21 protein-coding genes are annotated in these 18,416 nt (G+C 67.7%); 10 read left to right on the top strand and 11 right to left on the bottom strand.

From position 1 onward, the window contains the following. Both B7R22_RS11630 and B7R22_RS11625 read left to right on the top strand, forming a co-directional pair. The coding region (locus B7R22_RS11630; protein WP_147305364.1) for an integrase core domain-containing protein at window positions 1-370 on the top strand (370 nt) is incomplete at its 5' end. 253 nt (window positions 371-623) lie between these two features. Next, window positions 624-1,460, top strand: coding sequence for an alpha/beta fold hydrolase (locus B7R22_RS11625; RefSeq protein WP_116411914.1), 837 nt, complete (start codon window positions 624-626; stop codon window positions 1,458-1,460). 51 nt (window positions 1,461-1,511) lie between these two features. Here B7R22_RS11625 and B7R22_RS19210 read toward each other — a convergent pair whose 3' ends face one another. The 3 genes from B7R22_RS19210 to B7R22_RS11610 form a co-directional block, all read right to left on the bottom strand. Next, window positions 1,512-2,798, bottom strand: coding sequence for a hypothetical protein (locus B7R22_RS19210; protein WP_172582340.1), 1,287 nt, complete (start codon window positions 2,796-2,798; stop codon window positions 1,512-1,514). Then, window positions 2,795-3,355 carry an RNA polymerase sigma factor gene (locus B7R22_RS11615; protein ID WP_116411913.1) on the bottom strand — a complete coding sequence of 187 codons (561 nt, stop codon included), beginning with the start codon at window positions 3,353-3,355 and terminating at the stop codon, window positions 2,795-2,797. Before B7R22_RS11615 ends, B7R22_RS19210 begins: the two co-directional genes overlap by 4 nt. Window positions 3,356-3,419: 64 nt before the next feature. Then, window positions 3,420-4,448, bottom strand: coding sequence for an alpha/beta hydrolase (locus B7R22_RS11610; RefSeq protein WP_253259040.1), 1,029 nt, complete (start codon window positions 4,446-4,448; stop codon window positions 3,420-3,422). 128 nt (window positions 4,449-4,576) lie between these two features. Here B7R22_RS11610 and B7R22_RS11605 point away from each other — a divergent pair, with 128 nt between their 5' ends. After that, window positions 4,577-5,398 (top strand): DNA adenine methylase, encoded by an 822-nt coding sequence (locus tag B7R22_RS11605; protein WP_172582338.1) that lies wholly within the window; start codon window positions 4,577-4,579, stop codon window positions 5,396-5,398. A gap of 74 nt (window positions 5,399-5,472) precedes the next feature. Further along, entirely contained in the window at window positions 5,473-5,889 is a 417-nt protein-coding gene (locus B7R22_RS11600) for a hypothetical protein (protein WP_116411911.1), read from the top strand. A 230-nt stretch (window positions 5,890-6,119) separates the two neighbouring features. Here B7R22_RS11600 and B7R22_RS11595 read toward each other — a convergent pair whose 3' ends face one another. Next, complete coding sequence (locus tag B7R22_RS11595) at window positions 6,120-6,959, bottom strand: helix-turn-helix transcriptional regulator (protein ID WP_116411910.1); 840 nt, start codon at window positions 6,957-6,959, stop codon at window positions 6,120-6,122. A gap of 102 nt (window positions 6,960-7,061) precedes the next feature. Between B7R22_RS11595 and B7R22_RS11590 the strand changes: the two genes are divergently transcribed. Further along, complete coding sequence (locus tag B7R22_RS11590; RefSeq protein ID WP_116411909.1) at window positions 7,062-7,814, top strand: SDR family oxidoreductase; 753 nt, start codon at window positions 7,062-7,064, stop codon at window positions 7,812-7,814. A 141-nt stretch (window positions 7,815-7,955) separates the two neighbouring features. On the opposite strand, the gene B7R22_RS11585 is transcribed toward B7R22_RS11590, so the two are convergent. Together B7R22_RS11585 and B7R22_RS11580 are read right to left on the bottom strand one after the other, a co-directional pair. Beyond that, window positions 7,956-8,207, bottom strand: a complete 252-nt coding sequence (locus B7R22_RS11585; RefSeq protein ID WP_116411908.1) for a hypothetical protein — start codon at window positions 8,205-8,207, stop codon at window positions 7,956-7,958. Window positions 8,208-8,327: 120 nt separating this feature from the next. Further along, window positions 8,328-9,698: an LLM class flavin-dependent oxidoreductase gene (locus B7R22_RS11580; protein ID WP_116411907.1), complete on the bottom strand. Its 1,371-nt coding sequence runs from the start codon at window positions 9,696-9,698 to the stop codon at window positions 8,328-8,330. A 142-nt stretch (window positions 9,699-9,840) separates the two neighbouring features. On the opposite strand from B7R22_RS11580, the gene B7R22_RS11575 reads away from it, so the two are divergent. The 3 genes from B7R22_RS11575 to B7R22_RS11565 all read left to right on the top strand — a co-directional run bounded on the left by B7R22_RS11575 (window position 9,841) and on the right by B7R22_RS11565 (window position 12,375). Beyond that, window positions 9,841-10,686, top strand: coding sequence for a MetQ/NlpA family ABC transporter substrate-binding protein (locus tag B7R22_RS11575; RefSeq protein WP_116411906.1), 846 nt, complete (start codon window positions 9,841-9,843; stop codon window positions 10,684-10,686). Between the two features lie 73 nt (window positions 10,687-10,759). Further along, window positions 10,760-11,692 (top strand): methionine ABC transporter ATP-binding protein, encoded by a 933-nt coding sequence (locus tag B7R22_RS11570; RefSeq protein WP_301182615.1) that lies wholly within the window; start codon window positions 10,760-10,762, stop codon window positions 11,690-11,692. Further along, window positions 11,689-12,375 carry a methionine ABC transporter permease gene (locus tag B7R22_RS11565; protein ID WP_253259039.1) on the top strand — a complete coding sequence of 229 codons (687 nt, stop codon included), beginning with the start codon at window positions 11,689-11,691 and terminating at the stop codon, window positions 12,373-12,375. Before B7R22_RS11570 ends, B7R22_RS11565 begins: the two co-directional genes overlap by 4 nt. 49 nt (window positions 12,376-12,424) lie before the next feature. On the opposite strand, the gene B7R22_RS11560 is transcribed toward B7R22_RS11565, so the two are convergent. The 3 genes from B7R22_RS11560 to B7R22_RS11545 all read right to left on the bottom strand — a co-directional run bounded on the left by B7R22_RS11560 (window position 12,425) and on the right by B7R22_RS11545 (window position 15,517). Next, window positions 12,425-13,291 carry an Fpg/Nei family DNA glycosylase gene (locus B7R22_RS11560; protein ID WP_116411904.1) on the bottom strand — a complete coding sequence of 289 codons (867 nt, stop codon included), beginning with the start codon at window positions 13,289-13,291 and terminating at the stop codon, window positions 12,425-12,427. Window positions 13,292-13,312: 21 nt separating this feature from the next. Continuing rightward, entirely contained in the window at window positions 13,313-14,125 is an 813-nt protein-coding gene (locus B7R22_RS11555; RefSeq protein WP_116411903.1) for an NUDIX hydrolase, read from the bottom strand. Between the two features lie 393 nt (window positions 14,126-14,518). Beyond that, on the bottom strand, window positions 14,519-15,517 hold the full coding sequence (locus tag B7R22_RS11545) for an LLM class flavin-dependent oxidoreductase (RefSeq protein WP_116411901.1): 999 nt from the start codon (window positions 15,515-15,517) through the stop codon (window positions 14,519-14,521). 392 nt (window positions 15,518-15,909) lie between these two features. Here B7R22_RS11545 and B7R22_RS11540 point away from each other — a divergent pair, with 392 nt between their 5' ends. Continuing rightward, window positions 15,910-16,212: a hypothetical protein gene (locus B7R22_RS11540; protein WP_116411900.1), complete on the top strand. Its 303-nt coding sequence runs from the start codon at window positions 15,910-15,912 to the stop codon at window positions 16,210-16,212. Between the two features lie 36 nt (window positions 16,213-16,248). Here the strand turns inward: B7R22_RS11540 and B7R22_RS11535 are convergent, their stop codons facing one another. Together B7R22_RS11535 and B7R22_RS11530 are read right to left on the bottom strand one after the other, a co-directional pair. Next, window positions 16,249-16,617 (bottom strand): protealysin inhibitor emfourin, encoded by a 369-nt coding sequence (locus tag B7R22_RS11535; RefSeq protein ID WP_116411899.1) that lies wholly within the window; start codon window positions 16,615-16,617, stop codon window positions 16,249-16,251. After that, window positions 16,601-17,755, bottom strand: coding sequence for a M4 family metallopeptidase (locus tag B7R22_RS11530; protein WP_116411898.1), 1,155 nt, complete (start codon window positions 17,753-17,755; stop codon window positions 16,601-16,603). The genes B7R22_RS11535 and B7R22_RS11530 overlap by 17 nt, the downstream gene beginning before the upstream one ends. Before the next feature lie 105 nt (window positions 17,756-17,860). Between B7R22_RS11530 and B7R22_RS11525 the strand changes: the two genes are divergently transcribed. Then, complete coding sequence (locus B7R22_RS11525; protein WP_116411897.1) at window positions 17,861-18,226, top strand: hypothetical protein; 366 nt, start codon at window positions 17,861-17,863, stop codon at window positions 18,224-18,226. Window positions 18,227-18,416: the final 190 nt, after the last annotated feature.

Genomic DNA, 18,416 nt, shown 5'->3' with positions numbered 1-18,416 from the left:
TGACCTCGTCGAGGACGCGCTCCGGCAAGCCGTCGGTCTCCGCGGGCACCTGCCACGGAAGGTCGTGTTCCATGCGGACAGGGGCACCCAGTACACCAGCGGTCAGCTCGCGAAAGCCGCGACCGAACTCGGGGTGCTGCGGTCGATGGGTCGCACGGGGGTGTGTTGGGACAACGCGGCCGCGGAATCGTTCTGGTCCGTGTTCAAGAACGAGTACTACCACCGGCACGTGTTCGCCACGATCGACGCCGCACGACGTGGCGCCTACACATGGATCGACGGCTGGTACAACGCCCGCCGACGCCACTCCGGCATCGGCTACCTCAGTCCATTAGAGTACGAACGCCGCCAGCTCACACTGGCAGCCTGACCAACCAACCACCTGTCCGGGAAACGGGGTCAGCCTCAGGCCAGGCTTCGAAGCCGGTGGCGGCGAGTTCGCAACTCTGCATGGTTCCCCCGTATCAGAACATCCGCCCACTGTATCGCCCGGGTGTTTCCGCGTGGTTTCGGATGGTGCCCGATCACCGGCGATCGCGTGGACCATGACCGCAGGATCCGGCCGCCTGTCAACCCCTGTGGCCCTGCCCAAACCGCAGCCCTAGTGTGTTCGAATCCCTCGTATGACAGAAATCACTGCACACCACGGAATCTTCAAGAATACCGACCTCCACGTCGACGACACCGGCGGATCGGGTCGCCCGGTCGTGCTGATCCACGGCTGGCCGCTCTCCGGGGAGTCATGGTCGGAACAGGTCCCCGCCTTCGAGGCCGCCGGCTACCGGGTCATCACCTATGACCGCCGCGGGTTCGGCCGGAGCGACAAGCCGAAGACCGGCTACACCTACGACACCCTCACCGAGGACCTGCACACCCTTCTCGCCGAGCTCGACCTGAACGACGTCACTCTGGTCGGCTTCTCGATGGGTGGCGGCGAGGTCGCACGCTACTTCACGAAGTACGGTGCCGAGCGTCTGCACAGTGTCGTCTTCGCCTCGGCGGTGCCGCCTTTTCTGCTGAAGGGTCCGACGAACCCCGACGGACCTCTGGATGCGGCCCAGGCTGCGAAGATGACCGCCGGTCTCACCGCTGATGAGGACGCGTTCTACGACGACTTCACCACCCAGTTCTTCTCGGTGGACGGCGTACTGAAGGTCACGGAGGAGCAGCGTCAGGAGGCGCTTGCGCTCGCGAAGCAGTCGAGCAAGATCGCCTCGCTCGCGTGCATGGCGGCCTTCGCCGGCACCGACTTCCGCGACGACCTGACGAAGGTGTCTGTGCCGACACTGGTGATCCACGGCGACGGCGACGGAACGGTTCCGTTCGACGGCTCGGGCGCTCGCACGCACGAAGCCATTGCCGGCAGCGAGCTGGTGGTCATCCACGATGCACCGCACGGCGTGACGGTCAGCAACCCCGACGAGTGGAACGCTGCCGTTCTGACGTTCCTCGCCAATTAGTTCGCTGCAAGGTGGAGAAGCCCCGAGGGCGGCCTGAAGCCACCCTCGGGGCTACCTTTTAGCCACGTTGGCCAGCACAGTCGCCGCAAACCCCGGCAGGGTGTCGGCTGCAGTCGTCGTGGGAACCCCCAGTTCCACCCAGCCACCGTCGACGAGGATGCTGAGCCGCGTACTCACCCCTGCTTCTGCGAGATAGGCAACGCCCGGGTAGCCGGGGGCCGCTCGCCACGACAGCGACGGATCGGACGCACGGAGTTCATCGAAGTACGAGGCGCCACCCGGGAGCACGGAAATGCTTACCCCTTGTGCACCGCGATCCAGATCCCAGCTGCACCAGAACGCGCCGACGTTCGACCCAGCGTGGAACCGGGAGAAGTCGTACTCACCCTCGTCGGACTTGTAGATGCTCACCTCGGACGCGTCGAACCGGGCCGCAAGCTGATCGTCGCTCGCAAGTCCTGCGCAGGTCGATGCTCCGGTGAGGGTGACGCCCTGCGGTTGCCAGAGCGGAGCCGCAGCGGGAAACGATTCGGCTGTCGAGACCAGGGAGACGAAGGATCTGCGGATCTGCTCCTGCTGGTCCGACGTCAGTGCGGTTTCCGGGGGAACCCGCACAAAGAGACTCACCCCGTAGTCTCCGACGCGTGCGATGAAACCGCAGAGGTAGGGCACTGCGTCGGTGCACGCTGAGAACGCGCCCGGCGTGATCGTATCCTCCGGGGTGGAGCCGGGACCCCAGCCCTCGCCGTTCACCACAGAGGAATACTGGGTCGCAGACACACCGGGCACGATCTCGACGGTGAACTGGGGCTGGTCGTAGTCAAGCGATCCATTCGCACTGAAGGAACATTCGAGAGCCCCGAGCCGCCGGTCGGTGTAGTGTACCGGGTTGTCGAACGATTCGGTGGTCGCCGGCTGGAGTCCGGTGCCGAGCGTCGCCTCCGCCTCGGCCACCGGTAACAACTTCTCGCAGGTCGACGGCACCCGGCTGACCGGCGCAGCCGGAATCGGAGCGGCGGTCGGTGTCGGCGGTGCGGTGCTCGGCGCCGCTGTCGGTTCGGGTGAGGTCGGAGCGGCCGTGGTGGTGGCCGGCGCGGGCGGGGCCGCCTCGAACCACGCGCTGCCGTTCAGGGCGAGCGCAGCGGTGCCCGACCCGACGAGGGCCGTCAGCACGGCGACCACCACGATGATGCCGGCCTTGCGATGCCTGCGGCGGGGTGCGGATGCCGGCGTGGGCGCGGCGGCCGCGCCGAAACTCTGCCCTGCCGCGACGGTCTCCACGAGCATCCGCCGGATCGCGTCGCTCCGGGCGGGATCGAATTCGGGTTGCGGGTTCATCGTGCACCTCCTGAAACGTTCGCGAGCCGTCTCTTTGCGCGGGACAACCGCGACTTCACCGTGCCGGCAGGTACGCCGAGCGCTTCGGCAGCCTGCTCCATCGTGAGTTCTTCGATCACGCAGAGGGTGATCACGTTCTGGTCGTTCGGGCTGAGCCCGGCGAAGGCGCTCTGCACCCGGGCCCGGCGCTCGCGGCCGTCGAGTCGGGCATCCACCTCGTCCGAGTGGTCGGCCTGGGCCGAGGGTGGCGGCAGGATGTCGATGACCGCGCGGTACCGGCGGGCCGAGCGTACGAGGTTCCGGCAGACGAGGTTCGTCGTCACCAGCAACCAGCCGACGATCGAGCCGTCGACGACCCGCACCGCGTCGCGCCTCCGCCAAGCCTCGAGGAAGACCAGTGCGGTGGCGTCTTCTGCGTCGTGCGATGAACGCAGCACCCGGAGCGCCTGGCCGAACACGCGGTCGCGGTGCGTGTCGAACATCACCCCGAAGGCTGTCGCGTCGCCGGCGGCGGCGCGGATCCACGTCGCCGCTTCGTCTGTCGTTCCTGTCCCCATACCCCCTAGTGTCCGGCACAGCGGGAATGGTTCCCTCATCGACCGCGCCCGAGGCGGGGACTGTTCAGGCGGGCTGGCTCGTCACGCTGTTGACGAACGAGGTCAAATGCTGCCAGACGTTCTGCGATTCGGGGAAGCGGTAGTTCTGCTGCCAGGTGTGGCGCGTGTTGGCGTTCGCGCTGCCGTAGATGATCGTCTCGACCGGCACGAGGGCCGCGCGGAGGCGCTCCACGAAATGCAGGTTGGACTCGTAGAAGTAGTCCCGGGCGGAGGTGGTCACGAAGACGGCGGGATGCCGGGGACCGATCCATTCGATCGGCGAGAGGTAGGCCGCTGCCTTCCGCAGACTCGCGCGTCGGGCCGGTGCGGCACCGGTGCTCCTCGGGTGCAGGAGTCGCACGAAACCCCGGCCGAGGATGGGGGCCCTGGCGAAGAACATCGAGAAGTCGACGGCGCTGCAGTGCAGCACGAGACCCTGCACCGCGGGCGCGGCGTGCCCGGCGGACATCCCGAAATGTGTGCGCAGTTCGGGGCTGTCGGATGTCGCGGTGAAGAGGGCAGCGATGTGACCGCCGGCGGAGTCGCCGCCGAGCACCAGCTTGTCGGGGTCTCCGCCGTGCGCACGGATGTTCTCGCGAACCCAGCCGACTGCCGCGCCGGCGTCCTGGAGCTGGTGATCCATCTGGAAGCGCCCGGCCCTGCGGTAGTTGACGTTCACCACGACCATCCCGGTGGCCGCCTGGTGTGCGCAGTACTTGGTGACCGTGGACTTGTCGCCGGATGTCCAGCCGCCGCCGTGGAAGTAGATGTAGACGGGCAGGAGAGGGCGGGCATCCGCGCCGCCTGCCGTACTGGGAGCGATGCCGGCCGGTGCGATCACATCGAGCCGGTGCGCCGGATGCCCGTCACCGGCGTAGTCGATGTCGTCGGTGTGCAGGACCCCGTCGACAGGCTCCTCGTTCATACGCTTCACTTCTGACCGCTGGATGAGGAACATGCCCGCGCGGAAGGCCCACACCGGGGTTCCCCGGAACAGCGACCGGGCCGCCAGATGCAGTCGTGGCACTGTCGCGGCTGCCTCGTGTTCCTGCATGGGTACACCGTACGTTTCCCGGCGGGCGCGTCGCTGTGCTCGCACTCTGTGGGCGCTGGGAATCGTGCACGAGAGTGTTCAGGAGGGGCGGTGCGTCGGGCAGCCGGTCGCCCGGGCGAGAATGGAGTGTGTCCCCGCGCTCCCGGCCCCTCCACCCGCCGTACCTCCACCCGGGGGGCACGCGCCGGCTGGCCGACTTCGCGCTGGAGTGCGTTCCGGAGTACTTCGGCGACTACTACGAGCCGTTCCTCGGCGGGGGAGCGTTGGCGATCGCGCTGATGGAGCGGAATCCAGGCAGGACCTTCCGACTGTCGAGCGACGACTCCGAACTGGTCATCACCTGGCAGGTGTTGCAGTCGGATGTCGGTCGACTGGTGCGGCTGGTCGGGGAGCACCGCGAGCGGCACGACCACGTTCACCGGGCGGCCGTCGAGGCCCAGGCAGATCCGGAATCCGCTGGCGGGAGCTCTGGGAGCACGGAGAGCTCTAGGGCCGTGGGCGCCGCTCGGTCGCTCTCGCCGGTCGAGCGGGCCGCCCGGTTCGTGTACCTCCGCGGCAGCGCGGGCCGCGACACGGTCGCGTTCGACGAGGTAAACCTCCGCGGGGTCGCGAGGCTGCTGCAGAACCGTGACGTCACGGTTCGTGAGCGTCACTTCTACGACATCGTCGCTGAGGTCAGGGAGGAAGACCTGGTCTACTTCGACCCGCCCTTCGCCGGGGCCGGGCCGGGGTTCGACCGGGAGACGCGCAGCCTCGCCAACACACTGACGGCGCGGGGGGCGTATCTGCTTGCGCCCGAGCCGAGCGCCCCGGGCACGGGCGAACCGGCAGTCTATACCGGCTGGAAGACGATGGCGGTGGCGGCCGACCGCGGCGACGGCGACCGGCTCTGGGCGAATGGAACCCTCGACCGCGTGCGCCGCCGCGCCGCGCACCGCCGAGACGGGTGACGGCATGCCCTGCGACCACTCGCCGTGTCGAATGCCACGGGTGATTCCCGGGCGCGCCTTGTACTGTTTCGAGCATGGATGCCTGCGCCGAACTCGCCGCGCTTGCGGGCCGTGTCGGAGCAGAGGCCAGCAGTCCGCGCGAGTTCCTCCTCACGCTCGGAACGGAGGCTGCGGGCATCCGCCGCGGCCCGCTCTGGATGATCGACGCCGCGCTCGCGGGCCAGAACCGTCTACCCGGCCGCGGGTTCGCCGAACCGTTCGACGACGGTTCGAACGGGCAGGCCAGGCACTTCGCCGGAACCGCCGTCTCGACAGCGCGCCTGGGCGCATCCGTGACCCGCTGGGTGTCGGTGCGCCTGCGGCGGGATCCGCTCGATTCGGCCGACGGGCGGCTCGGTGAGCAGGCGATCACCTTCGCCGGGCTGGTGCTGTCGGGCGAGCTGCCGGTGGCGGCCACGCCCGGCTGGATCGCCGAGAACCTCTGCGCGTAGCGTTCCGCGTGACCCCATCCGGCGGCGCGGCGCACAGGGCGGGGGCGAACCGGCTGCACGTGAGACTCCTGCGCGTACGTGAGACCCGCGTGCGCGTCTCACGTACGCGCAACCGTCTCACAAGCGACCGGCGCGGGTGGGAGTGGCGGCGCGGGTGGGAGTGGCGGCGCGGGTGGGAGAGGCGGCGCGGGGTGGCAGCGCGGGGTGGTGGTGCGGCCGGGCGGGGCGCCTCAGGCGCTGAACTGCTGCGTGCCGAGCACCGAGAGCAGCTGCAGCTTCTCGTACCCTTCCGTACTGGGCGACGCGGTCAGCACCAGGAGGGTCTGCGCCTGGTTCTCGGTGAACAGGGCCTGGCAGTCGACCTCTATCTCGCCGAGCTCCGGGTGGATGAGCGTCTTGTGGTCGTCGAACCGCGTGCGCACCTCGTGCCGTTCCCATACCTCGCGGAATTCTGCGCTCTCCGTGCCGAGCCGGGCCACGGTCTCGGTCGCGCGCGACTCGCCCCCGCCGACCGAGATCGCCGCCCGGAGCCCCGCGGCCTGGATCGAGCTCTGGCGTGCGTGGTCCCGTTCGGGGTAGCGCGCCCGCTCGGCCGGGTCGGTGAACCAGCGGTAGAAAGCACTCCGGTCGAGTCCGGTGAATGCGCTGTGGTCGCCGAGCAGAGCGATCGCGAGCCGGTTCTCGGCGAGGGTGTCCCCGAGGTCGGAGAGCACCATCGCCGGGCTGTCGTCGAGCCGGTCGAGCACGCGCATGAGCGCGGGGCTGACATGCTCGGTGCGGCGCTGGCGGCGGGGCGCGGTGTGGCCGGCGAGACGGAAGAGGTGGTCCCGTTCATCCAGAGTCAATCGCAGGCCGCGCGCGATCGCGGCCAGCATCTGCTCCGACGGCTGGGGCCCCCGCTGCTGCTCCAGGCGCGCGTAGTAATCGCTCGACATACCCGAGAGGCTCGCGACCTCCTCGCGGCGGAGTCCGCTCGTGCGACGTCGGGCCCCCGGCGGCAGCCCGACGTCGTTCGGTTGCAGCGCCTCGCGGCGTCGGCGCAGAAAGTCTGCGAGCCCGGGTCTGTCCATGGCTCCATCATGCCCCGTGCACGGTGGGTTCAGGCAGGGACTGCCGATCCGTGGCTGAACGCTCCTCTTTTGCCGCAGTTCGTCAGACCGCAGGCTGGGGACATGAACATTTCAGGGAACACCATCTTTCTTCCGGGCGGCACGTCGGGCATCGGCCTGGGGCTCGCCCAGCGGTTCGCCGCGGCCGGCAACACGGTCATCGTCGGCGGTCGCCGACGTGAGCTGCTCGATCAGATCAGCCGCGACAACCCCGGCATCGAGGGCATCTACATCGACACGGCAGACGCGCAGTCGATCGTGGATGTCTCGGCCGAGGTGCAGCGCCGCTGGCCGGCCACGAACGTGCTGGTCGCGATGGCGGGCATCATGCGCCCCGAGAATCTGCACAGTGCGGACTTCCTGGCGGCGGCTGAGGCGACGGTGACCACCAACCTGCTCGGGCCGCTCCGGCTCATTGCGGCGTTCTCATCGTTCCTGGCGGGGCAGCAGGATGCCGCGATCGTGACGGTCTCGTCGGGCCTCGCCTTCACGCCGCTTGCGCACACGCCGACGTACAACGCCACCAAGGCGGCCATCCACTCGTTCACGGAGATCCTCCGCCTGCAGCTCGCGGACAAGTCGGTGCAGGTCATCGAGCTGGTGCCGCCGGCCGTGCAGACCGAGATGCTGGGCCAGTCGTCGGCGACGAACCCGCACGCGATGCCGCTCGACGCGTTCCTCACCGAGGTGATGGGGCTGCTCGCGTCGGAGCCCGACGCGCACGAGATCCTGGTCGACAGCGTGAAGCCGCTGCGGTTCGCTGCGGTGAACGGCACCTACGACCAGGTGGTGGGGATGCTCGCGGCGTTGCACTAGCGTTCCGCGCTGCCCTGCCTGCCTGCCCGCCCGCCCGCCCGCCCGCCCGAGGGGACGCAAAACGCTCCAAGACCGTAAGGCAGAAGCGATTTGCGTCCCTTCGGCGGGGTGGGGCCGGGCGGTGTCGGGCAGTGGAAGCGCTCAGGAGCGCGAGGCGAGCGCGGTGGCCGAGGCACCGCCGACCTCGAACAGCAGGGTTGCGGCCCGCAGGGCGTCGTCGAGCACACACACCTGCGCCCGGCAGGTGGCGATCTCGGCCGCGTCGAGCAGCGCGGTGCGGTCGGCCTCGGCGGCGGATGCCCGGGGCGCGTCGACCCGGGCCAGTGCTGCGGCTTCGGCTCCGGATGCCCGCGGTGCCGTCGCCCGTTTCACGGCGTCGGCCGCCGCCTTCACCAGCGCACGGCCGGTGATCGATCCGAGTCACCCCACCGGGGAGGAGCTGGGTCGATGCGGCCCGCTGTCCGGCCCGGATCGGCCCAGCTCCTCCCGGGCGGGGGACCCGCCGCCGCATCCTCACTCGTGCTCGCTGAACGCCCCGCGGAACTGGCGCCCGTAGTGCGTCGAGAGAAGCTGGTCGTGGCCGAACAGCTTCTGTCGCAGGGTGCCCGCCACGGGTTCCTCCTTGGCGAGCCCGCGGCGGCGGAGCGTCGGCATGACCTCATCGATGAAGAGCTGGTACGAGTTCGGTAGGGTCCAGTTCATCACGTTGATGCCGTCGACGCCCGCGCGCTGGAACTCCTCGAGCCGGTCGGCGATCTGTTCAGGCGTGCCCACGAACCTGCCGCGCACCTTTGCCGTGATCTTCGCGAGGTCACGCACCGTCGGCTCGCGGTCGGGGGATGCCTCGCGGAGCCACTTGGTGTGCGAGAAGCCGCCCTCGTGCCTGATGTCCTTCAGGGGCATGTCGGGGTCGAGCGGGACTCCGGTGGCCTGGTCGAGACCGAGGTTGATATGGGCAAGGAATCCGTCGGTGGAGATGTACTCGTCGATCTCCGCTTCGTTGCTCTTCGCCTCCTCCTCGGTGCTGCCGATCACGAAGGTGAGGCCCTGGAAGAACTGGATGTCCCAGGCGTGGCGGCCGTACTCCACCGCCAGCGCCCGGGTCGCGGAGATGTCTCCCGCAGCGATCTCGGGTGTGGGCGACAGGATGAACTGCGCCTCGGCGTTCCGGGCGGCGAAGGAGCGCCCCGCCGGGGAGGATCCGGCCTGGAAGATCACCGGCGTGCGCTGCGCCGAGGGCGAGGGCAGGTGCGGCCCCTCCACCCGGTAGCGCTCGCCGACGTGGTTGATCTTGTGGATCTTCGTGTAGTCGGCGTAGATGCCGCTTGCTTTGTCCTTCAGCAGCGCGCCGTCGTCCCAGGAGCCCTCCCAGAGCTTGTAGACGACATCCATGTACTCCTGCGCCCAGCGGTAACGTTCGTCGTGCTCGATGAGGCGGTCCATCCCGAAGTTGCGGGCGGCGTTCTCGAGCGAACTGGTCACGACGTTCCACCCGATCCGGCCGTTCGAGATGTGATCGAGCGTCGAGACCTTACGAGCGAAGTCGAAGGGGTGCGACTGCACGATGGAACTCGTGAACGCCAGTCCGAGGTGCTCTGTGCTCACCGCGAGCGCCGAGAGCAGCACCGAGGGGTCGTTCGACGGGATCTGCAGCCCCTCCCGCGCGTTCACCTCGTAGGAGCCGTTTACGGGTCCGTAGAGGCCCACGACGTCGGCGAAGAACATGGTGTCGAATCCGCCGGCCTCGAGCGTCTTCGCGAGCCCGATCCAGAGGTTCACGTCGTTGAAGTCGGCCTGTTGGGCGGTGGGGTGCCGCCAGAGACCGTGTTGGATGTGCGAGTTCGTGTTCATCACGAACGCAGAGAAGTGCAGGGGTCGGGGCATGCCCCGATTCTTCCGGGTCGCGCCGCCGTGCGCTGCCGGTCAGTGTCACATTGCGTAGCATGCCGGGCCTGCTTTAGGCCCGTTCCAGCGCGTCTTCTAGGGTTGAGGCCGCACCCCCGCCTTCCCCTCTGGAGAGAACCCCATGCGTTCCAAGAAGTTCCTGATAGCCGCAGCGATCCTGTCGACAGTCATCGTCGGCGCCTCCGGATGCTCGTCGTCCTCGGGTTCGTCCGATGCCGCTGTCGGCGCAACGGTGGGGGGTGTCACCACCATCAAGGTCGGCTCGACCTTCCCGGGCGACGACATCCTGACGTACGTCGAGCAGTCGGAGGCCGCAGCCGCGGGGCTCGACATCCAGGTCACCTCGTTTACCGACTACACCACGCCGAACACCGCGCTCGAAGACGGCTCGCTCGATGCGAACCTCTACCAGCACCTGCCGTTCCTGAACAACTTCAACACGAACAACGGCACGCACATCGCCCCGGTCGGCAAGGTCTACTTCCCGGCTCTCGCGCTGTACTCGAAGCAGGTGAAGAGCATCGACGACATCAAGGACGGCGACACCGTCAGCATCCCGAACGACCCGACCAACGAGCTGCGTTCGCTGAACCTGCTCGCCAAGGCGGGGCTCATCACGCTGAACGAGGGCGCGACCGGCGTCGTCGGCGACATCGCGACCAACCCGAAGAACCTCGTGTTCCAGGAGCTGGATGCGGCGACCCTGCCCCGGGCCCTGGATGAGAACGTCGCGGGCATTGCGAACCTCAGCTTCGCCCTGCCCGCAGGCCTCACCGGTGACGAGCAGATCCTCAAGGAGGATGTGGACGGCACGCTCTACACGAACCTCCTCGCCGCCAAGGAAGGCCACGAGAACGATCCGGCTGTGCAGAAGCTCTACGAGCTGCTGACCTCGAAGCAGACCCAGGACTGGATCACCGCCCAGTACAAGGGCCTGGTCATCCCGGCGAGCGGACCTGCGTCCTAATCCCGTGATCACGATTACCGACCTCCACAAGTCATACCCGCCGCGGAACGCCAGAGGCACGACCGTCGAGGCCTTGAAGGGCACCGATCTGACTGTCGCCGACGGTGAGATCTTCGGCGTCGTCGGGCAGAGCGGAGCGGGGAAGTCGACGCTGCTGCGCTGCGTCAACCTGCTCGAACGGCCCACCAGCGGCTCGATCACCGTTGCGGGGCAGGATCTGACCACGCTCGGCGAGGCCGAACTGCGGGTCGCCCGGCACGGCATCGGGATGGTGTTCCAGCACTTCAACCTGCTGTCGTCGCGCACCGTGGCCGAGAACGTGGAGTTCGGGCTCGAGATCACGGGTGTCGACAGGGCCGCGCGCCGGGCCCGGTCGGCCGAAGTGCTCGACCTCGTCGGGCTCGGGGACCGGGCATCCGCCTACCCCTCGCAGCTCTCCGGCGGGCAGAAGCAGCGCGTCGGCATCGCCCGGGCGCTCGCCGGCAACCCGAAGGTGCTGTTGAGCGATGAGGCCACCTCGTCGCTCGACCCCGAGACGACAGACTCGATCCTGCAGCTGCTGAAGGAGCTGAACCGCACGCTCGGCGTGACGATCATGCTGATCACGCACGAGATGGAGGTCGTCAAGCGCATCTGCACGTCGGCCGCGCTGATCGAAGGCGGTCGCATCGTCGAGTCGGGCAACGTCATCGATCTGCTCAACACGCCCCAGTCGAAGATCGCGCACGCGCTCTTCCCGTTGGGCGAGAGCCGCGGCGAACCGGGCAACACGGTGATCGAGATCATGTATGCCGGGCATCTGGCCGATGAACCGATCGTCGGTCGGATGTCGCGGGAGTTCGGCATCGACGTGAACATCCTGGGCGCCGCCGTCGAGGTCGTGAGCGACCATCGCGTCGGCCGGATGCGGCTCGAACTGCCCGGAAGTGTGGAGTCGAACGCTGTACCCATCGCCCGGCTGAAGGACAGCGGGCTGTACGTCGAGGTTCTGGAGGGTGCGCTGTGAACGTCAACTGGGGCGTCATGATCCCGATCCTGACGAAGGCCGTCGGCGAGACCTTCCAGATGATCGGGATCGCTCTCGTCTTCACGATCGTCTTCGGGCTGCTGGTGGGTGTGCTGCTGGTGTCAACCGATGAGGGCGGCGTCAACGAGGCGCCCTTCGGATCGCGCCGCCTCGGAGCGATCATCCACGCCGTGCTCGGTTTCATCGTGAACATCGGGCGTTCGCTGCCGTTCATCATCCTGATGGTGGTGCTGATTCCGTTCACTCGGCTGATCATCGGCACGTTCATCGGGCCGACTGCCGCCGCGGTGCCGCTGACCATCGCCGCCATCCCGTTCTTCGCCCGGCTCGTGGAGATCGCGCTCCGCGAGGTCGACACCGGGCTCGTCGAGGCGGCTCGCTCGATGGGTGCGAAGCGCGGCACCATCATCTGGAAGGTGCTGCTCGCCGAGGCGCGGCCGAGCATCGTGCTCGCGCTCTCGACGTCGGTCATCTCGCTGCTGAACTATTCGGCGATCGCGGGCACCATCGGCGCAGGCGGCATCGGCGACATCGCCATCCGGTACGGGTACCAGCGGTACGACAACTCCTACCTGTTCACGACGATCATCATTCTGATCGTGATCGTGCAGGTGGTGCAGCTGGTCGCGAGTGCGGTGGCGCGGAAGCTGTCGCACCGCTGACGCTCGCGCGGGCAGCGCTCGCATCGCGGAGGATCGCGTTGCAGCTGTCCTATTTCAGCAGCCGGGAGAGCACCCGGTCGGCGAGGATCTTGCCGCCGGTCTGGCAGGTCGGGCAGTACTGCAGGGTCGAGTCTGCGAAGATCACCTGGCGCACCGTGTCACCGCAGACCGGGCACGTCTCGCCGGTGCGACCGTGCACCTGCATGCCGAGCTTCTTCTCCTTCTTCAGTTCGGAGGCGGCGAGCCCGTCGGCGCGCTGGAGGGCGCCCCTCAGCGTCAGCTGCAGGGCAGCGTAGAGCTCTGCCACCTCATCGGCCTCCATCGAAGCGGGCTTGAACGGCGACATCCGTGCCGTGTGCAGGATCTCGTCGGAGTAGGCATTGCCGATTCCGGCGATGTTCGACTGATTGCGGAGCACCCCCTTGATCTGGGCTCGACCCGCCGCGCCGAGGATGCCCGCGAAGACCTCCTCGGTGAACGCGGGGTCGAGCGGATCCGGCCCCAGACGGCCGATGCCTGGCACCTCGGCCACCTCGTTCACCAGGTAGATCGCGAGGCTCTTCTTCGTGCCCGCCTCCGTGATGTCGAGGCCCGAGTCGTCGGGCTGCATCACCAGGCGCGCGGCCAGGGCGCTCTTGCCCGGCCTCCCGCTCGCCGGCGGTGGCGGCCCCTCGCGCCAACGGATCCAGCCCGCGCGGGCGAGGTGCATCACGAGATGCAGCTCGCCGACCCGGAAGTCCAGGAACTTGCCGTGCCGAGCGACTCCGAGCACCTGCTGGCCCTCGAGGGCTGAGGTCGGCGGGGAGAACGTCTTGAGCGCTGCGAACGAGAGCACATCGAATCGAGCCACCGTCTGCCCCACGAGCTTCGCGCCCAGATCGGTGACGAGAGCGTGGACTTCGGGCAACTCGGGCATGGCACCATTGTGCGCCCAGCGTCAGTTGTTGTCGATCGGGTACTCTGTCAGGGCATAGCGGGCCTCGGCCGGGATGGTGATGAGTCGTACGCCGTCCGGCCCGGTGCGGTCCACCGGGTTGACCTCGATGTGCGGCCGACGATCGGCTTCAGTGAGAGCATCCTGAACCGACGTCGTCTCGGCGAGACGAGCGAGGTTCATGAGCGTCGGGAAGACAATGCTGTGCTCGGCAGCGACCGCCGAGGCCACGGCGTGGGCCGGATCCACCCACTCGACGGCCACCGTCTCGGTACCGTCGCTCTGGGCTGTCTGGTTGGTGGGTGCTTCGGCCACGAAGAAACGGGTGTCCCAGCGTTTCGGGCGGTTGGCGGGCGTGATCCAGTGTCCGAACGGATGCACGTCACCGAGTCGGAGCCGGCCTCCGGTCTGGGCGAGCACTTCGATGAGGGGCCTGCCTCGGAGGTGTGCGCTGTCTTCGAGGTGTGCGTCTGGGTCGAGGGGTGCGCTGCCTTCGAGGTGTGCGCCGGGGGAGACGAAGGCGCCGTCCCTGGTGCGGGCGAGCAGCACGCCGGTCTCCTCCCACGTCTCCCGGATCGCCGCGATGCGGAGCGCCCGTTCTGCGCGGTGGAGTGCACGGGAAGCCGCGTCGAGGAACGGATCCCAGTCGGCACTGTCGTCATCCGGCTCGACGACGCCGCCGGGAAACACAAGCGCCGAAGCGAACGAGGCTCGGGCGTGGCGCCGCACCATGAGCACCTCGTACGGATCGTCGCGCACCAGCAGCAGTGTCGCCGCGGGGCGCGGCGTCACGGGGCGGTCGGCGTCGTCGGTCACATCGTCACGTTACACCGCGGCCATTCTCTGCGCCGCCCGCTCCGTCGACTGCTTGTCCGTACTTTCGGTGAGCGCCCTGCCGCGATGTTCCGAGGACAAGCCCAATCGCCTCCCAAGAGTCGCCCGCTTTTCGTGCCTGGGCAACGGCTCTCCGGAGTTGAGCCTCCGCCGCATCCACGGCGGCCAGCGCGTTCCCGATCTCCCGGAGGTGCCGGCCGTCTTTCATCGGTGTGTTGGCAGGATCGAGTTGATCGAGCCACGCTTCAGCGGCGTTCCGAGCAGTTGTCTTGGTCATATCGTCCCCTCACAGATAGTCATTTTGTCATCATAGTGATGACAAAAGCAATATCTCGCGGTTTAATGAAAATGAATCGCTTTACTTTAGAGGGTGAGTCAGACCGAGGCGAGCTGCATCGCGCCGGCCGTCAGCTCGACCGAGTGCAGCCGGGCGGCGATGTCCTGCGACTGGTGCGCGACGATGAGCTCGTCGGCGTGGGCCGAGGCGGCAAAGTCTTCGAGGAAGCTCCGCACCTCATCCGGAGTCCCCGAGACCGAGTAACGCATCATGTTGGCGATGCCCCGCCCGCTCGGAGTGGTGAGGAACGCGTCCACCTGCTCGTCGGAATAGTCGGTGCCGGCCGGGCCGCGCGAGAGCATACCGCGCACCCGTGACCGGCGGGTGACGGCGAACTGCTGGCGGGCATCCGCCTCGTCGTCCGCGGCGATCACGTTCACGCCGGCAAGCACGTACGGTTCGTCGAGCTGGGCGGAGGGTTTGAAGTCGCGGCGGTAGATCGCGACTGCCTCGTGCAGGGCGTCGGGGGAGAAGTGCGAGGCGAAGGCGTACGGCAGGCCGAGCATCGCGGCGAGCTGCGCGCCGAAGAGCGAGGATCCGAGGATGTAGAGCGGCACGTTCGTTCCGGCGCCGGGAACGGCTTGCACACCGGGGATGCGGGACTCGCCGGCGAGGAAGGCCTGCAGCTCCAGCACGTCTTCGGGGAACCGGTCTGACGACATCGGGTCACGCCGCATGGCGCGCATTGTCTCCTGGTCGCTGCCGGGGGCGCGGCCGAGCCCCAGGTCGATGCGACCCGGGTAGAGGCTCGCCAGGGTGCCGAACTGCTCGGCGATCGTCAGCGGGGCGTGGTTCGGCAGCATGATGCCGCCGGAACCCAGCCGGATGGTCGAGGTCTGTGCCGCGACATGCCCGATCAGGATGCTCGTGGCGCTCGACGCGATGGTGGGCATGTTGTGGTGCTCGGCGTACCAGACACGGCGGTAGCCCGCCTTCTCAGCGGCCTGCGCCAGGGTGACGCTGTTCGCGATGCTGTCGCGCACGGTTTCCCCGGGTGCGATGGGGGCGAGGTCAAGGATGGAGAGCGGAGTCGACATGGCAGGTACAACGCTGGCGCGGTCGGAATCGTTCCCGTCCTCTCGCTCACAGTGGGGGAGTCGGCAGCTCGTCTCCACAATCTGCGGAGACCGCCGTTGGCGCTGATGGCGAGTCGATAGCCTCGCGGATGCGCAGGCGCACCCTCGTCATAGCGGGGGCGCTGATCCTGGTGATCGCGGCGGATCGGTCTACAGGTTCGGCTTCGCCAGGCCGGCCTCCTCGTCTCAGGCCGCCCAGGCGCCGGTCACCCGCACCGTGCGGGCGAGCCTCGAGACCATGCCACTCCGGCCACGGCCACAGCCACCCCTGCCACCGCCACCGGCACCGGCGGCTCGGCCGCATCGTCGACCCCTCCACATCGACGCCCACATCCACGGCTGCCACCCAGGGATTGGCGACGGCGTCGGGCACATCCGGCTCTGAGGCCAGCGGCACCGGAACGGGATCAACGACCACCGTCGCATCCGCCGAGGACATCGTCGCCGCCCGAGCTGCGCTCGACGTGCAGAACGCCGCTCTCACCGCCGCAGAGCAGAACCTGGCTCTGGCGACACCGACCTCCTCGACAGCCGGAACCACGTCGACCACGACGACGGGACTCTCCGGTCTCGGCGGATCCACGACCCAGACGACGGGTGGCGGCGGGCGTGGCTTCGGAGGAGGCGCCCCGCCGGCGGGCTTCATTGCGCCGTAGGGCGAGGTAGGGCGGAGTAGGGCCGAGCCGGAGTGCTCAGCGCGATGGTGCGGGCGACTGTCCCGAATCACCGTCACCGTCGGCCTGCTGCTGCACCCGGTCGACCAGATCCCGCCACCTGCCGGTGAGGGCGCTCTCCGGCAGGGTCGTCTCGTGCCGCACCTCAGAGTGCACGGCGATCACGATCCGATAGACGAAACGATCGACGCTCCGTGGATCCTCTCTCGGGGTCGCACCCCACGGGAGCGAGTCGGCGAAACCCAGCCACACGTCAACCGTGGATGGGTCGTCTGCAGTCGCCTCCCACGTTCGCTTCAACCCCGCGAAGCCGCCGGTGCGCACGACTGTCACAGCGACCTGCGGACTCTCGTCTCGCGGGCCGGAAGTGTCAGCCGGCTGCTCCATCCTCCAAGACTCCCACTTTCAGCCAACCTGCGCGAACGGCTTTCGTCTCAGCCGAGCCGGAACCGAAACGTGCAGTGGCCGCGGCCACCGTGGCGCGAGCGAAGGTGGTGAAGTCGACGTCGGAAGCGAGGGGCCCGGTGATCGTGTCGTACCAGACCTGCCCCGCCGTCTCCCAGGCGAAACCACCTATCTCGATCGTAGCGAGCGCGAATGCACGGTTCGGGATGCCCGAGTTCAGGTGCACTCCACCGTTGTCGTCGGTCGTGTCCACGTAGTGGGCCATGTCTGCCGGCTGGGGGTCTTTGCCGAGCATGTTGTCGTCGTAAGCCGTTCCGGGGCTGATCATCGAGCGGAGCGCCTTGCCCTGTACTACGGCGGTGAAGAGCCCTTCGCCAATGAGCCAGCTCGCCTCGCCGGCCGACTGCTTCTTCTGGAACTGCTCGACCAGCGCCCCCATGACATCGGAATACGACTCATTCAGTGCGCCCGATTGGCCCTGGTACTCCAGCCCGGCTGTGAACTGGGTCACTCCGTGGGAGAGTTCGTGCCCGATCACCGACACCGAGGCGGTGAAACGCCCGAAGATCTCGCCGTCACCATCGCCGAAGACCATGCGCTGGCCGTCCCAGTACGCGTTGTCATAGTCCTCGCCGTAGTGGACGGTCGCGAGCAGCGGCAGCCCCTTCGCATCGATGGAGTTGCGGCCGAAGGCCTTCTCGTACAGCTCGAATGTCGCCCCCAGCCCGTCATAGGCCTCCGTGACGGTGACATCGGAGGGAGCAGCCGATCCCTCCGTGCGCACCCGTGTCCCCGGCAGCTGTTCCGTATTGTGCGCGTCGAAAATTGTGCGTGAGGGCGTCGGCGTTGCCGCGACCGCTCCCGCCTCGGCGGTCGACTCCGGCGAAGCCGCTGCATCACGCCTGCCCAGTGTCGCTGCAACCGACGGCGAGCCCCCGTGCGGAGCCTTGGAACCGGCCCCCGTGTGAGCGGATTCTGCGCCTGCGGTGGCCCGGGCATCCAGAACCGAGTCTCGCGCCAGCAACGCGCGGCGAGCCGATCGAGCAGCCCGCACCATGCGACCATCATCGGTCTGTGCGATCTTCTCGAGAAGATAGGGAGGAACGATCGAATGAATCATGGGCACACTCTACGCGCGGCCTCCGACACTGGATCTTCTTATAACGGCTCGGCCCGACGTGTGCAACAGCTTGTGCTGGGGCGGTGCGACGCGGAGTCTAGAAGAATGAAGAAGATCTCTTACGCCGGGGAATCCTTCGTCACTTTTGATGGCGTCGCCGACGCGCTCCTCCGCTTCGTCGCGGCTCTCGGTGCGAATCACACCTCGGCGTCGGTGGAGATCCCGAGCTACTCCACGAAAGAGGAGGTCGAACTCGTGCAGTTCGTCGTCGGTCCTTCGAGTGCGATTTTCATTCGCCCGGATTCGTCGACATCGCTGCTCGAGTCGGATGCATCGGCAAACGACACTGCGCGCAGCGCCGTTGCCCGTCTCGATGCCGATACCGAGGCGCTGACCATTGCCCGCAACGTCGTCTACGCTCAGCCGCAGGGCTTCGTGGGGTACGACTTCGAAGGCATCGAGGCACTCTGACAGGTCGGTTCGGAATTCGTTTTTGAGAGTTTTGGATTTCGACCTGCAGGGTCGCTAATTTGTTGAGGGAATGTCAGTGGTTGGTGTTTGACTTGGAGCATGAACCAGCCAGCCTCGACCTTTGACATCGCTTCGGTGATGGAGTGGGTTTTGGATGCCCGGCAGCGGTTCGACGCCTTGTTGGCGGGCG

The sequence above is a fragment of the Subtercola boreus genome (assembly GCF_003399635.1).
In the GTDB taxonomy this organism is placed as follows: Bacteria; Actinomycetota; Actinomycetes; order Actinomycetales; family Microbacteriaceae; genus Subtercola; species Subtercola boreus_B.
This window is presented reverse-complemented; position numbering and strand designations above follow the sequence as displayed.

Bases quoted from the DNA above. Each gene is read 5' to 3' on its own strand.
- B7R22_RS11595 (WP_116411910.1), bottom strand. From the start codon at position 6,959: ATGGACAGACCCGGGCTCGCAGACTTTCTGCGCCGACGCCGCGAGGCG.
- B7R22_RS11590 (WP_116411909.1), top strand. From the start codon at position 7,062: ATGAACATTTCAGGGAACACCATCTTTCTTCCGGGCGGCACGTCGGGC.
- B7R22_RS11575 (WP_116411906.1), top strand. From the start codon at position 9,841: ATGCGTTCCAAGAAGTTCCTGATAGCCGCAGCGATCCTGTCGACAGTC.
- B7R22_RS11610 (WP_253259040.1), bottom strand. From the start codon at position 4,448: ATGCAGGAACACGAGGCAGCCGCGACAGTGCCACGACTGCATCTGGCG.
- B7R22_RS11625 (WP_116411914.1), top strand. From the start codon at position 624: ATGACAGAAATCACTGCACACCACGGAATCTTCAAGAATACCGACCTC.
- B7R22_RS11545 (WP_116411901.1), bottom strand. From the start codon at position 15,517: ATGTCGACTCCGCTCTCCATCCTTGACCTCGCCCCCATCGCACCCGGG.
- B7R22_RS11615 (WP_116411913.1), bottom strand. From the start codon at position 3,355: ATGGGGACAGGAACGACAGACGAAGCGGCGACGTGGATCCGCGCCGCC.
- B7R22_RS11535 (WP_116411899.1), bottom strand. From the start codon at position 16,617: ATGGAGCAGCCGGCTGACACTTCCGGCCCGCGAGACGAGAGTCCGCAG.
- B7R22_RS19210 (WP_172582340.1), bottom strand. From the start codon at position 2,798: ATGAACCCGCAACCCGAATTCGATCCCGCCCGGAGCGACGCGATCCGG.
- B7R22_RS11530 (WP_116411898.1), bottom strand. From the start codon at position 17,755: ATGATTCATTCGATCGTTCCTCCCTATCTTCTCGAGAAGATCGCACAG.
- B7R22_RS11580 (WP_116411907.1), bottom strand. From the start codon at position 9,698: ATGCCCCGACCCCTGCACTTCTCTGCGTTCGTGATGAACACGAACTCG.
- B7R22_RS11560 (WP_116411904.1), bottom strand. From the start codon at position 13,291: ATGCCCGAGTTGCCCGAAGTCCACGCTCTCGTCACCGATCTGGGCGCG.
- B7R22_RS11525 (WP_116411897.1), top strand. From the start codon at position 17,861: ATGAAGAAGATCTCTTACGCCGGGGAATCCTTCGTCACTTTTGATGGC.
- B7R22_RS11600 (WP_116411911.1), top strand. From the start codon at position 5,473: ATGGATGCCTGCGCCGAACTCGCCGCGCTTGCGGGCCGTGTCGGAGCA.